General features: G+C 47.8%; 17 protein-coding genes and 2 pseudogenes. 13 read left to right on the top strand and 6 right to left on the bottom strand.

All coding sequences use genetic code 11. From position 1 onward, the window contains the following. Window positions 1–142 precede the first annotated feature (142 nt). The 4 genes from Q0117_RS07110 to Q0117_RS07095 all read left to right on the top strand — a co-directional run bounded on the left by Q0117_RS07110 (window position 143) and on the right by Q0117_RS07095 (window position 3,000). Window positions 143–1,345: a replication-associated recombination protein A gene (locus tag Q0117_RS07110; protein ID WP_297924095.1), complete on the top strand. Its 1,203-nt coding sequence runs from the start codon at window positions 143–145 to the stop codon at window positions 1,343–1,345. Then, entirely contained in the window at window positions 1,342–1,698 is a 357-nt protein-coding gene (locus tag Q0117_RS07105) for an MmcQ/YjbR family DNA-binding protein (RefSeq protein ID WP_297924093.1), read from the top strand. The genes Q0117_RS07110 and Q0117_RS07105 overlap by 4 nt, the downstream gene beginning before the upstream one ends. Window positions 1,699–1,815: 117 nt before the next feature. Next, on the top strand, window positions 1,816–2,583 hold the full coding sequence (locus Q0117_RS07100; RefSeq protein WP_297924090.1) for a hypothetical protein: 768 nt from the start codon (window positions 1,816–1,818) through the stop codon (window positions 2,581–2,583). A gap of 183 nt (window positions 2,584–2,766) precedes the next feature. Beyond that, the gene (locus Q0117_RS07095) at window positions 2,767–3,000 is read left to right on the top strand and encodes a hypothetical protein (protein WP_297924088.1); all 234 of its coding nucleotides are present in this window, start codon (window positions 2,767–2,769) and stop codon (window positions 2,998–3,000) included. Here the strand turns inward: Q0117_RS07095 and Q0117_RS07090 are convergent. From Q0117_RS07090 to lolA, 6 genes are all read right to left on the bottom strand, one after another. After that, window positions 2,987–3,196, bottom strand: a complete 210-nt coding sequence (locus tag Q0117_RS07090) for a hypothetical protein (RefSeq protein WP_297924086.1) — start codon at window positions 3,194–3,196, stop codon at window positions 2,987–2,989. The genes Q0117_RS07095 and Q0117_RS07090 overlap by 14 nt on opposite strands. Window positions 3,197–3,264: 68 nt before the next feature. Next, window positions 3,265–3,900: a hypothetical protein gene (locus tag Q0117_RS07085; RefSeq protein WP_297924082.1), complete on the bottom strand. Its 636-nt coding sequence runs from the start codon at window positions 3,898–3,900 to the stop codon at window positions 3,265–3,267. A gap of 9 nt (window positions 3,901–3,909) precedes the next feature. Next, window positions 3,910–4,839, bottom strand: coding sequence for a hydroxymethylbilane synthase (gene hemC / locus Q0117_RS07080; protein ID WP_297924080.1), 930 nt, complete (start codon window positions 4,837–4,839; stop codon window positions 3,910–3,912). Next, the gene (locus Q0117_RS07075) at window positions 4,836–5,288 is read right to left on the bottom strand and encodes an FxsA family protein (RefSeq protein ID WP_297924078.1); all 453 of its coding nucleotides are present in this window, start codon (window positions 5,286–5,288) and stop codon (window positions 4,836–4,838) included. The genes hemC and Q0117_RS07075 overlap by 4 nt, the downstream gene beginning before the upstream one ends. 65 nt (window positions 5,289–5,353) lie before the next feature. Next, window positions 5,354–5,941 (bottom strand): low molecular weight protein-tyrosine-phosphatase, encoded by a 588-nt coding sequence (locus tag Q0117_RS07070; protein ID WP_297924076.1) that lies wholly within the window; start codon window positions 5,939–5,941, stop codon window positions 5,354–5,356. 6 nt (window positions 5,942–5,947) lie between these two features. Continuing rightward, a complete protein-coding gene (gene lolA, locus Q0117_RS07065; RefSeq protein ID WP_297924074.1) occupies window positions 5,948–6,460 on the bottom strand; it encodes a LolA-like outer membrane lipoprotein chaperone in 513 nt (170 codons plus the stop codon). Window positions 6,461–6,582: 122 nt separating this feature from the next. Between lolA and secA the strand changes: the two genes are divergently transcribed. From secA to Q0117_RS07020, 9 genes and pseudogenes are all read left to right on the top strand, one after another. Next, the gene (secA, locus tag Q0117_RS07060; protein WP_297924072.1) at window positions 6,583–9,201 is read left to right on the top strand and encodes a preprotein translocase subunit SecA; all 2,619 of its coding nucleotides are present in this window, start codon (window positions 6,583–6,585) and stop codon (window positions 9,199–9,201) included. Between the two features lie 730 nt (window positions 9,202–9,931). Next, entirely contained in the window at window positions 9,932–11,122 is a 1,191-nt protein-coding gene (locus Q0117_RS07055) for an ABC transporter permease (protein WP_297924070.1), read from the top strand. A gap of 359 nt (window positions 11,123–11,481) precedes the next feature. Beyond that, a complete protein-coding gene (locus Q0117_RS07050) occupies window positions 11,482–11,619 on the top strand; it encodes a hypothetical protein (RefSeq protein WP_297924068.1) in 138 nt (45 codons plus the stop codon). Between the two features lie 319 nt (window positions 11,620–11,938). Next, window positions 11,939–12,796 carry a bifunctional methylenetetrahydrofolate dehydrogenase/methenyltetrahydrofolate cyclohydrolase FolD gene (gene folD, locus Q0117_RS07045; protein WP_297924066.1) on the top strand — a complete coding sequence of 286 codons (858 nt, stop codon included), beginning with the start codon at window positions 11,939–11,941 and terminating at the stop codon, window positions 12,794–12,796. Continuing rightward, window positions 12,797–13,642 carry a signal peptidase I gene (lepB, locus tag Q0117_RS07040; protein WP_297882772.1) on the top strand — a complete coding sequence of 282 codons (846 nt, stop codon included), beginning with the start codon at window positions 12,797–12,799 and terminating at the stop codon, window positions 13,640–13,642. Window positions 13,643–13,651: 9 nt separating this feature from the next. Beyond that, window positions 13,652–13,816: pseudogene (locus tag Q0117_RS07035) on the top strand (RpiB/LacA/LacB family sugar-phosphate isomerase); the annotation flags it as partial. A 306-nt stretch (window positions 13,817–14,122) separates the two neighbouring features. Next, window positions 14,123–14,365, top strand: a pseudogene (locus Q0117_RS07030) (RpiB/LacA/LacB family sugar-phosphate isomerase); the annotation flags it as partial. Between the two features lie 650 nt (window positions 14,366–15,015). Further along, entirely contained in the window at window positions 15,016–15,258 is a 243-nt protein-coding gene (locus Q0117_RS07025; RefSeq protein ID WP_177388948.1) for a hypothetical protein, read from the top strand. Further along, entirely contained in the window at window positions 15,255–15,803 is a 549-nt protein-coding gene (locus tag Q0117_RS07020; RefSeq protein WP_291937052.1) for an adenine phosphoribosyltransferase, read from the top strand. Before Q0117_RS07025 ends, Q0117_RS07020 begins: the two co-directional genes overlap by 4 nt. The last annotated feature ends 2 nt before the right edge of the window (window positions 15,804–15,805 follow it).

Genomic DNA, 15,805 nt, shown 5'->3' with positions numbered 1-15,805 from the left:
GACGTAAATTCCAAGCTCTCACCGTGCATAAATTTCAAACCCTCGCCGTATGTAAAACCCAAACCGCCTTTTAAATTTAGCCAAATTTCAAAATTTAATCATAAAAACGCTATCATCGGAGCAAAATTTTTAAGGTTGCAAAATGAGTTTGAGCTTGAAATTTCGCCCCAAAAGCTTAGAGCAGATCGTGGGGCAGGGCAAGATCGTAGCGGTTTTTAAAAAATTCGTCGCCGCAGGCAACATCCCGCACAGTATATTTTTCGGCGCCGCAGGCAGCGGCAAAACGACGATGGCTCGTGTGATCGCAAGCGAGCTGAACTATGATTTTTACGAGCTTGACGCCACGAGCCTGAAGGTCGAGGATATCCGCAAAATTCTATCCTCGCACGCCGGCTCACTCATCAAGCCGCTCATTTTCATCGACGAGATCCACCGCCTTAGCAAGACGCAGCAGGAGGTGCTGCTAATCCCGATGGAGAACTACGCCGCGATCATCATCGGCGCGACGACGGAAAATCCGCAGTTCGTGCTAAGCAGCGGCATCCGCTCGCGCTCGATGATCTTTGAGTTCGAGCCGCTTAGCTACGAGGATTTGGAGGCGCTTTTGGCGCGGGTGCAGGGCGAGATCGGCTTTGAGATGGACGAGGAGGCGCGAAAATACCTACTAAACTCCAGCAGCGGCGATGCAAGGAGTATGTTAAATCTGCTGGAATTTGCGCTTTTAGCGGACAGCGCCATTACGCTGGATACGCTTCGCACGCTGCGCGCAAATGCCGTGGCTGCGGGCGTTAGCAGCGACGATCTGCATTACGAGCTAGCAAGCGCAATGATAAAAAGCCTGCGCGGAAGCGACGCCGACGCCGCGCTGTATTATGTCGCGAGGCTCATAGATGCGGGCGAGAGCGCGGATTTTATCGCGCGCAGGATGGTGATCCTAGCTAGCGAGGACATCGGCAATGCCAATCCAAACGCCCTAAATATTGCTACTAGCACGCTAACTGCCGTCAGCAAGATCGGCTATCCCGAAGCTCGCATTATCTTAGGACAATGCGCGATCTATCTGGCGCACAGTCCCAAATCAAACGCCGCGTATTTGGGCATCAACGCCGCTTTGAAGTTCGTCCGCTCCGCCGCTCCGCTGCCTACGCCGCGCTATCTCATCAACTCGGACAAGCAGATAGCGGACTACAAATACCCGCACGACTTCGGCGGCTGGGTCGAGCAGGCTTATATGAGCGAGGCGGCAAAATTTTACGAAAGCAAGGGGATCGGCTTTGAAAAGACGCTGGATGAGTGGCTGGCGCGATTGCGCAAAGAAAAGATCGATATCAAGGAACGAGAATGAACTTCAGCAGCGTCCTAAAACTAATGAAGCAGCGCTACGGCGCGAATGCAGAGTATATGTGGGATGAATATCCTAATTTTGCGGTTTTCCGTCACGCAGGAGGGAAGCGCAAGTGGTTTGCGCTTTTGATGCGCGGGCTTGCTAATGAAAAGTTCGGTCGCGCACTCCCCGGCTCAAGCGACGTGATAAATTTAAAGATAAAGCCCGATTTAGCGGCGATTTTGCGTGACGAAAAGGGAATTTTTGCAGCCTATCATATGAATAAAAAGCACTGGATCAGCGTCTGCCTTGATACGGTGCCGCGCGAACAGATCGAGGATCTAATCGAGCAAAGTAGGGAGCTTACGAGGTAGAATTTGCGCCTGGGCTCGGTTTAAATTTGCGTGCGAAAGAGGCTAAATTTGAACCGAGAGCGCAGATTTTAGCGGCTCGCATGGCTTAAATTTTAAAAATATTCGCAAGGAGCGTGGATGAATGAGCAAAATTTGAAGTATATCGCAAATTTAAAAGCGCAGGACGTGCCGTGGAGCAGGCTCACGACAGCTTACGGCAGGGCGAGCGGATTTCTCGAAATTTTTAAGAAACTCGCGCTGGCAATCGAAGTTTGTGATGCGGCACGCGGTTCGGGCGACGAGCAAAATTTAAAAAGTGGGCCCGGTTGCGGGCAAAATTTTACGGATGCGGCAAGATGCGGCGCGGCACAAAATTTCGTAAATTTAGCGCAAAAGAGCGAGTCTAAATTTAAAAAGGCGGATAGCGAGGCGGCGAAATTTAAAGCGGGTAGGGCGGAATTTAAGAGCACGGATAGCGCGGCAATAAAATTTAAAGCGAGCGCGGCGGATAAGGGCTCGGATGCGAGCGAGCGGGAGAAATTTGATATTAAAGCCGCCCAGGGCGCGCTTAGCAAAATTTTTAACGAGATAGAGCATCAAAGTACGCTTTGGCACGCAACCCCTTTTGCGCTGCTGTTTTTGGCGCGCATTTTTATGCAGGCGCGCGCTACAGCGGGTAAAAACGCGAATAAAAATAATCAAAACACCACAGCGGACATAAACGGAAAAAACGAAAACCGCGAAAACGCAAAAGGCGAAAACGAAGCGGCAGGCTTTATCGCGGCTCGGCTCGGCGGATTTTTTGCGTTTATGATTGAGATTTGCGATGACGCCGATAAGATTTCGCACGTAGCGCCGCTGGCGAGCTTTTCGGATATACTTGCGGAAAAATATTTGTGGCCGTAGAGCGACGAGAATGACGAGGAGCGCTGGGAGGAGCACTTTTACGACGATGAGCTATTTTACAGCCTCTATTTTTATTTGCGGGCGGTTTTGGACGCGACGGGAGTGAACTTTGTGCAGTTTAAGCCTGGGCCGGCGTTTTTAGGTGCATCGTTTGAGCGCTATGTTTAAGCCTCTTTCGTCGCTATGTTTAAATTTATCGCGGCGCGCTTTGGCGATATTTTGTTTAAATTTAGACTTCAAAATTTTAAAATTTCGCCCAAAAGTCGCAGCAGACGGAATTTGCAGACCGTCTGTTTAAATTTAAAATTCGCTCGATTTTTGATCGGCGGTATGGTTAAGGTGCGGGTACTGCTTTTAAATTTAGATCGCCGCGAAGCTTCAAACACGCTTGCAGCGCGGCTTTTTATGTGGTTTTAAAAAGATACCAATTCGGCGCAATTTTTTCTATCATTATAAACTCGCTAGGGCTCATTTGAGGCAGATCCGCCTCATCTTGCACCCGCAAAAAGCCCACGGAGTTACCCGCCGATAAGCAGCATAAAATTTCCGCATTGTCGCCGTATAAATTCCAGAATTTATACGCTACTTCGCCGCTTTCAGATCTGTCTAGCATCTTGCCAAATAAATCTCAGAAATTTCATATCGACGTAAAATTCCACATCGTCACGTAAGCTAGCGGCGTTACATAAAATTTATATTCAAAAGCCTATCTCTAACCTCGATATCCTCCAGGTTTAGTTTGAGTTCATCTCTTAAATATTTTTCCAAATTTTTTCGTTCAAAATCGCTTAACATCGCAAGCGGGATACCGACGAATACCCCATTTTCGCTGTCTAAAAATATTAAGACATATAAATTTATGCTTTTTATCCTACCCCTTAGCCGTAAAACGGCAAAGCATATCAAATCCATCAAATACAATATCCACGAAAAAGCCGTTAAAATAAGCTTTTTAAAGGTGCCAATATTTTTATCATAGCTAAATTCTTCTACCGCAAAATCTACGAATTTATAAATCGCTACCTTATCAATACGCGCTATGTCGATAGATTTTTTTGTAACTATCGTTTCTTGATAGTTTGCAGAGGATTTGTTATATTCTATTCTGCCGGGATAGAAGCTTAAAAATTTGTTTTTATTTATCCCTAAAAGACCTATTAAGGTTAAAATCCAAACCCCAACCCAGTAATGCCAGTGAATACCCCTAGTGACGAGTTCAAAAACAAGCATGACGATGGACGAAGTAACGCCCAAATCGATATAAATCTTGGTCCAATAATCTTTGATGATAAAAAGCGGCATTTGCTCTTTTTGCATTAGGGCTTCTTATAGGCTCGCCATCTCTTCGGCGCGCGTGAGAAGCTGCTTTGCGCCCTTTTCGATAAAAACTCGCGCGAGTTCCGCGCCTACGCCTTGGTATTGCGATTTTTGCGCGACGATGTCTTGGCGTATGCTCTCGCTGCCGTCCGGTAGGCCCACGATCGCGCTGATGTGGATATTTTCGCCGTCAAGGCGCGCGTTGATGCCGATCGGCACCTGGCAGCCGCCCTCTAAAACCCTGACGAAATCCCGCTCCACAGTCGTTTCAATGATCGCGCGTTCATCTTTTAAAAATTCTATCGCGCGTAGAATTTGCGGCTCGTCCACCGCCTCGATGCCGAGCGCTCCTTGCCCCATCGCAGGGATCATCTGCGAGATTTCAAAGGGCGCTACGTGCTTTACCTCGGCGCGCAAATTTAATCGGTTGATGCCCGCCATCGCCAAGATGATCGCGTCGAATTCTCCGTCTTTGAGCTTTCGCAGGCGGGTTTGGACGTTGCCGCGCAAGGAGATTATCTCTAAATCCGGGCGCATGCCAAGCAGCTGCATCTTGCGGCGAAGGCTCGTAGTGCCGACTTTTGCGCCGTGTGGTAGTTCGTCAAATTTAGAGTATTTTTCGCTGATCATCGCATCGCGCACATCCTCGCGCGCGCAGATTGCAGCTAGCACAAGTCCCTGAGGAAACTCCACGGGCACGTCCTTTAGGCTATGCACTGCGATGTGTGCTTCGCCGCGAAGCATACTCTCCTCAAGCTCTTTCGTAAAAAGCCCCTTGCCACCGATCTTTGCAAGCGGCGTATCCAAAATTTTATCGCCTTTGGTTTTCATGCTTTTTAGCTGCGCTTGGATGCCGCGGGCGTTAAGTAGCGATGCGATATGTTTGCTCTGCCACAGCGCAAGCACGCTGCCGCGCGTAGCGATGATCAAATTTTTCATTTTTTCTCTCCTATGCTTTTTCGAATCTCGATTTCGTTCTCTTCGATTACCTCTACGTCGATTACGTCGTCGCTTGCGCGGCTGCGTCGCCAAAATTTTCGCTCTCTTTTTTCGGAATTTTCGCTGCTAGCGTTAAATTTGGGCACGTCGCTGGTGACGCAGTAAAACGACGCGGTGATTATGCAAACGCCTAAAATATCGCCGAAAATGCCAGGCGCGATGAGAAAAACGCCGCCTACGACGAAGCCTACGCCGCTTAAAATTTCCTTCGGCGAGATTTTCATTAGATTGAAAAAGCCCATCCACGAGCGGTTTGCTACGACGTATCCGCCTAAAATCGCGCTTATGACGATTTCCACCGCATACGCCGCGAAGCCGTTTGCGCTTACGAAATAATAGGTCGTAAATGCCTCAATTATCAGATATGGAACGATCAAAAGCCTAAACATATTTTTCCTTGAATTATCGCTTTAAGCCGCGCCTTTTTAAAGACGCTAAAATTTAATCGCGGATTTTAGCAAATTCCGTCTGAATTTTTAATGTATCGCAAGAGTCCCTCGCAGTCGCGCTTGATATCTGCGTAGCAGCGCTCAAAATCGCGCGTGTAGTAGGGGTCGGCGATTTGTAGGCGTTGGGGATCGGTCAAATTTGAACCAGCATCTTTTAAATTTGAAGCGTTTTGCTGCGATGTAGCGCCGAAATTTGGCCAAGCTGCGGCGCCTTTAAAATTTGGCGCATCGCAGTCTGTAAAATTTTCCCCTGCAAATTCCAAAAGAAATTTTACCTTAGCCATATCCTTGCCGCGAAAAATTCGCCCCAGCGAGCGCATATTTTCATCATCCATGCAAAGGATTAGATCGTAGCGCTCGTAGTCCGCGGGCGTGACCTGCACGGCGCGATGCGCTACGAGCGGCACCTTTTGCTCTTTTAGCACGCGCTGCGTCTCATAGTAGGGCGGCGAGCCGATCTCGTCGGCGTGCGTCGCCGCAGAGTCCACGCTCACGCACGCACTTAGGTCGCTTTGATTAATGAAATTTTGCATCACGGACTGCGCCATCGGCGAGCGGCAGATGTTACCGTGACAGACGAAAAGTAGCCTCACGCGCGCCTACTGCGTGATGATGTCGTAGTTTTTGGGGATTGCGGGCTTGAAGATTGCCTCGTTTATCGGCATGTTTTTGCGGACGTTGCTTAGATTTATGACGACCTTATTGTCCATTTTGTCCGTGTAGCTGATCTTGCTCGGCAGACCTTCTTTCATCTCGATTAGGTATTTCACGTCGTCGAAGCTCGCCTCATAAACGCCGTTTTTATTTGGCTTTGCGTTCGCTAGGATCGCCGTTAAATTCGGCGTTTCTTTGATATTCGTGATGATGGCCTGCTCGAGTTCAGGCTCGATTACGACGACCTTTGTGAAGCTAAAAAAGATATTTTTTATCGTAGGGGTCTTATAATGCCACACGGCGTGCTCTTTCGTGGCGCTAAAATCGCCGCCGTAGCTGATTTTCGCGTCGTCGCTCTGCACGGTTTGCGAAAAATTTGCGCTCAGCGTATCGAATTCTATCCCGCCCGCAAACGCAAAAACGCAGCTCGCCGCTAAAGAAATAAGAGTTTTTTTCATAAATTTGACCTTTATTTTTGGAAATTTGCGCGTATTATAGCCGTTTTTCTAGGATTTAATTAAATAAAAACTAAAAATATGTTAATATGCGCGATTAAAAATTTTAAAAGTAAGGTTCGGTAATGTTTAAAAAGGTCATTCACGGGATTTTCGGCACTAAAAACGATAGGATCGTCAAACAATACGCCAAGCGCGCAGCGCAGATCAGTGCGCTTGAAGAAAACTACGCGGCGATGGACGATGCGGCGCTTAAGGCGGAATTTGAAGCGTTAAGAGCGCAAGTTCGCGCGGGCGAAAAGAGCACGGATGACGTGCTTAATGAAGTGTTTGCTATCGTGCGAGAGGCGGGCAAAAGAGTGCTAAATATGCGCCACTTCGACGTTCAGCTAATAGGCGGTTTGGTGCTAAACGACGGCGCGATTGCCGAGATGAAAACGGGCGAAGGAAAGACCCTCGTAGCGACCTTGGCAGTAGTGCTAAATGCGATGGAGGGTAAAGGCGTGCATGTCGTGACCGTAAACGACTACCTAGCTAAGCGCGATGCTGCGCAAATGGGCGAGCTATATGAATTTTTAGGGCTTAGTACTGGTGTGATCGTAGGCGGCGAATACGATGACGCCAAGCGCAAGGCCGCATACGCGTGCGACATCACTTATGGCACAAACAACGAGTTTGGCTTTGACTACCTGCGCGATAATATGAAATTTAGTGCGGATGAAAAGGTGCAGCGCGGGCATCATTTCGTAATCGTCGATGAAGTAGATAGCATCCTGATCGACGAAGCACGAACGCCACTTATCATCTCTGGCCCTACGAACCGCACTCTAGACGGCTACATCAAGGCAAATGAAGTAGCTCGCCAAATGATCCGCGGCGAGGCGCCAGCCGATCCGAAAGGCAAGGCGACGGGCGATTTTACCGTAGATGAGAAGAACCGCGCCGTTTTGATCACGGAGGCAGGAATTTCAAAAGCCGAGAAGCTTTTTGGCGTGGATAATCTCTATAGTCTCGAAAATGCAGTGCTTAGCCACTACCTTGATCAAGCACTTAAGGCGAATTATCTATTTGAAAAGGACGTGCACTACGTCGTGCGCGACGGACAGGTCGTAATCGTGGATGAATTTACAGGGCGTCTGAGCGAGGGTCGCAGATTCAGCGAAGGCTTGCATCAAGCGCTTGAGGCCAAAGAGGGCGTACAGATCCAAGAGGAGAGCCAGACTCTTGCCGACATTACCTTTCAAAACTACTTCCGCCTTTACGAAAAGCTCGCCGGTATGACGGGTACGGCGCAGACGGAAGCGACGGAATTTTCTCAAATTTACAAGCTCGAAGTGGTCTCTATCCCCACAAACGTGCCGGTCATCAGAAAGGATCAAAACGATCTTATCTACAAGACCGAGCGCGAGAAATTTGACGCCGTCATAAATGAGATCAAGCGGCTAAATTCTAAAGGTCAGCCCGTGCTAGTGGGTACGGCGTCGATTGAAAAGAGCGAGAAGCTGCACGAGCTTTTGGTTAAAGAAAACATCGCGCACTCCGTGCTAAACGCCAAAAATCACGAGCGCGAGGCGCAGATCATCAAAGACGCGGGCGTAAAGGGTGCAGTTACGATCGCTACGAATATGGCGGGACGCGGCGTGGATATCCGCATAGACGACGAAGTGCGCGCTTTGGGCGGGCTGTATATTTTAGGTACCGAGCGTCACGAAAGTCGCCGTATCGATAATCAGCTCCGCGGTCGAAGCGGACGCCAAGGTGATCCGGGCGAGAGTAGGTTTTTCTTAAGCTTGGAGGATAATCTGCTTAGAATTTTTGGCAGCGACAAGATCAAAAATATCATGGATCGCTTGGGTTTAAAAGACGGCGAACATATCGAATCAGGCATGGTTTCGCGCGCAGTAGAGAACGCGCAGAAAAAGGTCGAGAGCTTGCATTTTGAAGCGCGTAAAAATATCCTAGAATATGACGACGTCGCAAACGAGCAGCGCAAAACGATCTATAAATATCGCAACGAGCTTTTGGATCCCGACTACGATCTGAAAGATAAAATCATCCAAAACCGCGAGGAGTACATCTCTAGCGTGCTTGAGGAGCTTGAAATTTTCGACGGCGTAAATATCAAAGAGGTAGATAAATTCCCGATCGTCGCTAAAATCGCTCAAGAAACGGGCGAGGTGCTCGAAAACAGCGAGCTTGATAAGGTCGATGATTTCAAAGAGCTGAAAGAAAAGATCATCGGCGCGCTTGCCGTTTCGTATGAAAACAAGATGGCGCCGATCGATCCGCAGCAGCGCAAAAGTATAGAAAAGATGCTTTATCTGCAGATCGTCGATCGCGACTGGCGGGAGCATCTGTATCAGATGGATATCCTAAAGGCGGGCATCGGACTTCGCGGCTACAACCACAAAGACCCGCTTACGGAGTATAAAAAGGAGAGCTACAATCTCTTTATGGAGCTTGTAATGCGCCTCAAATCCGATAGCATCCGCTTGCTGCATTCGATCCAGTTTAAATCTAGGGAGGAGATAGAAGCCGAGCAGCGTGCGATGCAGGAGCGTATGGAGAGCTCAAACGCCAAAGAACTCGCCGCCGCAAGCACGAATGAGGCGCAGCTAAAGGGCTCCGATGAGTTCGGCGACAAAAAGCCTAAGCGAAATGATCCTTGCCCTTGCGGCAGCGGCAAAAAATACAAAGACTGCCACGGCAAGGGCGGTCCGAAAAAAGGCGGCTTTGCAAGGTAGGCGCGGCGATCGGTGGTAAGTACGCACGATCGGTGATCTCGATTGCAAGCATTGCGCAATCGGCACTTTTCAATCTTGCTTTTGTATTTAGCGGATCGGTCGAGGGCGCAAGGCGCCATAAAATTTTAAAGGGGAGCTTGATCGCGAGGCGGCGTGGACGGCGCGCAAAGCTGCGCGAGAGAGCGGAATTTTGGTTTTGAAATTTTAAAATTTCAAAGCGTGCCTGATGCTTTGCTGTATATTTTCATAGCGCTGTTTCGGCGCACCGCGCGGTAAAACGTGAACGGCGCACGGTGCTTAAATTTAGCGTGCGACTAGGAAATATACTGCGCGCAGTTAAAATTTTAAATTTATGCGACTGCGGGCGAGCTTTCAAGGGAAATTTGCCTTTTAAATTTTAAGAATTTCAAAATTCTAAAAAAGTTTTAAATTTCTAAAATTTTAAAATTTCGAGGCGTTTGAAATTTTAAAATTTAGAATTCGGGTTTAAAATTTCGAGGTTTTGGCAAGACGATCTGTTTGATTTGCAGTATCCGAATATATCTTGGGGGTTAAATTTCGTTGCATATAAATAGATATTTCGGCGCGATTTTAAATTTTTAAAGCAGGCTAAAGCTTTCATATTTGAAGGTGCGAAACCCATTTTTGAAATTTTAAAATTCCAAAATACTTAAAATTTCACATAGAATTTAGCGCTAAATTTTATGTGAAATTTTACAAGGATGGCTTTTTGGTAAAGTATTTATTATTCAAATATCTCAGATTCGACCGCTCTCAACCCTTCATTACGCTTTCGGCGCTGCTTGCGTTCTTGGGCGTCGGCGTGGGGCTTACGGTGCTGATCGTCGCGATGGCGATAATGAACGGCTTTGATAAGGAATTTGAGCGTAAGCTCTTTACGATGAACTACCCGATCACGATCCACAGCCATTTTCGCGGTAGCATTTCAAAAGACGACGTAGAGGGGCTGCGGGCGGACTTTCCCGATCTGATCTTTAGCCCTTACATCAGCTCGCAAGTCATCGCCAAAAGCGGCGAGAAGCTCGAGGGTGGGCTGATTTTCGGCGTAAATTTAAACGACGAAAAGCGGATCAACTCCGTCGTCGCAGCGGGTGCCAAAGACGCCAATCTAACGGACTACGGCATCATGATAGGGCGCGGGATCAAGGACGAGTTTATGCTGGATGAGGGCAGCAAGATCACGATGATCTTTACGAAGAGCGATCCGGGTGGCTTTGCGCTGATCCCCAAGATGAAGCGCTTTGATGTGCGCGCGGACTTCAGCTCGGGGCTGATCGCCTACGACAAGGCGTATTCCTACGCAGACGCAAGCGATCTAGCCAAAATTTTAGGCTACGACGAGGGGACGTTCGACGGCGTGCATGTTTTTTCAAACGATCCGTTTAAAGACCTGGAGCGCATCAAAAAAAGCCTTCCCGGCGGTGCTAACGCCGTGGGCTGGTGGCAGCAAAACGGCAATTTTTTCAGCGCCCTTGCACTTGAAAAACGTGCGCTTTTCATCGTGCTGATGCTGATAATCCTGGTCGCGAGCCTAAATATCGTAAGTTCGCTTCTGATGACCGTGATGAACCGCCGCCAAGAGATCGCGCTTTTACTTAGCCTGGGTGCCAGCAAAAAGGAGGTCAAAAGGACCTTTTTCGCGCTCGGAGCCACGATCGGCGGCGGCGGCATCATATTCGGGCTGATTTTGGGCTTGTTCGGCGTGTGGCTGCTCGGAAGCTTCGACATCGTAAATCTACCCGCCGACGTTTACGGAAGCTCAAAGTTGCCAATGGAGCTCTCGCTAGGCGATTTGGCGATGATTTTAATCGGCGCGGTGCTTATCGTGGCGCTTTCGTCGTGGTACCCGGCCAAAAAAGCCACGCAGATCGACGTGCTGCAAACACTGCGCAACGAGTAAATTTAAGCGCGGCGCTTTAAAAATTCGGCGAAATTTTAAAATTCCAAAGCGGCGTGGTTGTATTTAGCAGTGTATTAGCGCGCTATTTCGGCGAGCGGGACAGAGGCTGCGCGATCTTGCACGTCGCGAGTTTGCGCTGTATTAAATGTCGCACAAATACTATTAGCGCCCTTAGAGCTACGCTCTTTGCGCGAGATCGCAACCCGCGCAAAGCCTAAATTTGATAAATTTGGTCGTTTAAATTTATTCAAAATTTTAAATTTCAAAGGGGATAAAATTTTTATGAGCGCTTTTCTAAATTTTGTAAAATTTTACAATCAGCCAAGGATGAAATCATAAAAATTTTGAAAGGATTTATGGTGAAAAAGATCGTTTTATTGCTGTGCGTGACGCTGTTTTTATGCGGCTGCTCCAGGAGCGGGCCGCAAGACTCCCCCGCCGAGCAAGATACGACACCAAGCCACCATTATCATTATACAGGCTACTATTACGCATAGGATGGATATACCGCAGCGAGCCGCGATAATAGGCGTTTAACGGCAGGCAAATAATAAATTGCAGTTCCTGCTCGCTCGAAGTAAAAAAAGGCTTCGAGTCTGCAATACTGGTTGTACGAACGCTGAAACCTGAGCATAGCGGCGCCAAGACGCCCATCCGCTTATGATGCGACGATAAAATTTCATCTTGTTTAAACGGGCTTAAATTTAGGACGAAATTCTTTTTAAAATTCTTTCAAATTCCCATAAAATCCCGCTGAATAAATCTAAATTTTATAAATTTTAGGGTAACATTCCCTATTTCTCAAAAAGGCTTTAAATGACTTTAATCGACGGCAAAAGCATAAGTGCGAAGGTAAAAGATGAGATCAAAGCGGCCGCTTCGGATCTTGCCGCAAAGGGCGTAGAGCCCGCGCTGGCGGTGATTTTGGTAGGCGAGGACGCGGCTAGCAAGACCTATGTCGCGAGCAAGGAAAAAGCCTGCGCCGCCTGTGGGATCCGATCCGTAGCGCACCGCTTGAACTCCGATGTGAGCGAGGCGGCGCTTTTAGAACTGATAGAAAATTTAAACGAAGACGAAAGTATTGACGGCATCTTGGTGCAGCTGCCGCTTCCAAAGCACATTGATACGAATAAAATTTTAGAAAAAATAAGCCCGCAAAAGGACGTGGACGGATTTAGCGCGATAAACGTAGGTAAGCTTACTAGCGGGCTTGCGGACGGTTTTGTGCCTTGTACTCCGCTTGGCGTGATGCGCCTGCTTGAGGAATACGGCGTGCAGATAGCGGGTAAAAACGCCGTCGTACTAGGCCGCAGCAATATTGTCGGAAAGCCGATGGCGAGCCTGCTGTTAAATGCCGACGCCACCGTCACTATCGCTCATAGCAAGACGAAAGGTTTAAAGCGGCTTTGCGCAGACGCCGATATTTTGGTCGTGGCGGTCGGTAGGGCGCATTTTGTGGGTGCCGATATGGTAAAACAAGGCACAGTGGTGATCGATGTGGGGATTAATCGCGGCGAGGACGGCAAGCTAAGAGGCGACGTCGATTTCGAAGCAGTCGCGCCGAAATGCTCGTTCATCACGCCCGTACCGGGGGGCGTGGGGCCGATGACGATTGCGATGCTTTTGAGTAACACGATAAAATCGGCGAAAAATCGCTTAAGACAAAGAGCCTAAATGAAAATACTAAGCAAAATTTATCACTTTTTATCAAGTTGGACGGGGACGGTCATCGTCGTTTTATTCGTCATTCTTTTTGTTGCGCAAGCCTTCGTGATCCCCAGCGGATCGATGCGCACTACGCTTTTGGAGGGTGATTTTTTATTCGTTAAAAAATTTAGCTACGGTATCCCGACTCCGCATATTCCCTTTGTAGAGTGGCAGGTTGCTCCAGATAGCGACGGAGATGGGCATATCATCCGTGGCGAGGGTCCGAAGCGCGGCGACATCGTGGTTTTCCGCTATCCGCTTAATGAAAAAATGCACTTTGTAAAGCGAAATTTTGCCGTAGGCGGTGACGAGGTGATATTTGATCTGAATAATTTCTACCTTCGTCCGCATGAAGGCGACGAGTTCATTGCTGCGAACTATGATGCTCGCGACATTGTGATTTTAGGTGGCGAAAAATATGTCAAAGAGCCGTATAAATTTAAGGGCATTCACTACGACCCTAATGCTAGAAACTCAATGCTAACAAATGTCAAAATCGCACTTGAGAAGGGTGAATTTTCTATGAAACCCATTAGTCTAAGCGAAATTCCTCATAGCTTCGAAGCTGCGGGAATAAGCTTCAATGCCTTTTACATCAAAGTGCCGCAGGATGAGTATTTTATGATAGGCGATAATCGAAATAATTCCGCCGATAGCCGCTTCTGGGGTCCGGTACCTTATCGTCTGATCGTCGGCAAGCCATGGTTTACATATTTTAGTATCGATGCCGATCGCAAGATCCGCTGGGAGCGAATCGGGCGTTTCGTCGATACCTTGCAAAACGACGAGAGCCTAATCTATGAGCAAAAATAAGGAGCGGCAATGCAAATAAATAAAATTTTCATAGCGAGCGATCATGCGGGCTTTCATGCCAAAGAGCAAGCCAAAAAAGCGCTCGCCGCTTTAGGTTACGAAGCGGTCAATCTTGGCACGCATAGTGCCGAAGCGAGCGTGGACTATCCCGATTTTGCAGGCACGTTGGCGGATAAAATTTTAGCCGAATGTGAAGCCTGCGCGAGAAGTGAAAATTTTAAAGAAAATAGCGGCAAAAATTCCGCTGCAGCCACGGAAAATTCCGAAGCGGGCGGCAGTGAAAATTTCGGCGCAAGTATAAACGGTAGCGGGAATTTTAGTGCTACCGCGCAGCACGGCGAGAAAGATAAAAATTTTAACGCCGTCAAGAGCGGCGACGGCAAGAATTTTGATGCGGACGCAAATACGACTGCCTGCGCAAGCATAGCTGCCGCAAACGCGAGCAAAGATAAAATTTTAAATTCCACCGACTACGGCATTTACGGTATTTTGATTTGCGGTACGGGCATCGGTATCAGCATCGCCGCAAACCGCCGCGCTCACATCCGCTGCGCGCTGTGTCATGACGCGACGAGCGCTAGACTAGCTAGAGAGCACAACGACGCCAACGTCCTAGCCTTCGGCGAGCGATTGATGGGCGCGCTGGTGATCGAAGATATGATTAGGGCGTTTTTTAGCACCGATTTTGCGGGCGGTAGGCACATTAAGCGCGTCGCAAAGCTAGGTGCTTGCGGTAGTTCGAATTGCGCGCATGGATTTGATGGGGAGAATTTCATGCAGAATTCCGCTCAAAATTTTGCGGAACAAAGCAGTGGCGCTAATTTAAATGGGCGGAATTCCAAATTAAACTTCGGTGGTAAAACCCCTTCTTGCAAAAATCCTATCGGCACGGATTCCGAATTAAATTGTGCACGGAGCTTTAACGATAAAAATTCCTTCTTTACCGGCGAGAATTCCTTGATAAGCTTTTGCGGTGCACGTCATATAAATTTAGATTCGACGCACGCAAAGATAATTTTTAATGAGAAAAATCCGCTAGATAAAAATTTCACTAGCACAAATTCTACGTTAAATTTTACGCGCGCGAGCGTTTGCGAGAAAAATTTCACTCAAAAAGCTAGCCACAAATATTTTGTCAGTTTGAACCCAGCAATTATAAATTTCAAGGCTAAAAATTCTGTTTGCATGAGCGTTAAGCCAGAAAACGCAAATTGCTCTAGTGCGGGTTTAACAGATGAGAATTCTGCTATTACGAGCGTAAATTTAAAGGGAGCAAATCTTTCTAGTGCGTATTTTAGGAGCATAAATTCTGTCTATTTTAGCGCGACTCCCGTTACTATGCGCTTTGTAAATCCAAATGAAGGAGGCAAGCAATGAGCGTAGCATTGGGTGTTTTAGCGCTATTTTTTGCAGCACTACTTATTCTATCGATCCGAAAAAATTCTAAAATTTACGCCTTACTTCGAAAGAGCGAAGAAAGAATTTCAAAGCTTAAAAGCGATAACGAAAAGCTCAAAACTGCCCTTCGCTTCGGTATTGAGGCCCTGCAAAATGAGGAGAGCGAAAACTGCAGCTTAAAAATCCAAAACGCAAGATTGAAAAGAGGTAAGCTATGAAAAGCCTAAGCAGCGAGCAAAAAAGCTATTTATTTCGCTCGATCCGCACCGTGCGCGACTTCCCCAAGCCCGGTATTTTGTTTTACGATATCACGACGCTCGTAGGCGATCGCGAGGCGTTTAATTTCCTGCTTGATCATCTAGCCGAGCGCTACGCCGATTACGGACTTGATTACATAGTAGGCATAGAAAGTCGCGGATTTATTTTTGCAGCGGCACTTGCTGCGAGGTTGAGGGTTGCTTTTGTGCCAATTAGAAAGCCAAAGAAGCTTCCTTATATCACGATTTCGCAAAAATACAGCCTTGAATACGGCTTTGATCAGGTCGAGATGCATGTGGATGCATTCTCCGGCGTGCAAGATGCCAAGGTGTTACTAATCGACGATCTTATCGCCACCGGAGGCACTGCACGAGCGGCATTAGATCTCATCGCGCAGACGCAGGCTAAGTGCGTTGAAGCCTGCTTTTTGCTAAATTTACGTGAGTTAAACGATCTAGGCGAGTTTTCGCGACGTACAAATGTTTATTGCGTTTTAGAGGCGTGATT

Origin of the sequence: uncultured Campylobacter sp. (assembly GCF_937997535.1) — a bacterium.
Classification (GTDB): domain Bacteria; phylum Campylobacterota; class Campylobacteria; order Campylobacterales; family Campylobacteraceae; genus Campylobacter_B.
Note: the sequence above shows the minus strand (reverse complement) of the source record. Positions and strands in the feature narration are given on the sequence as shown.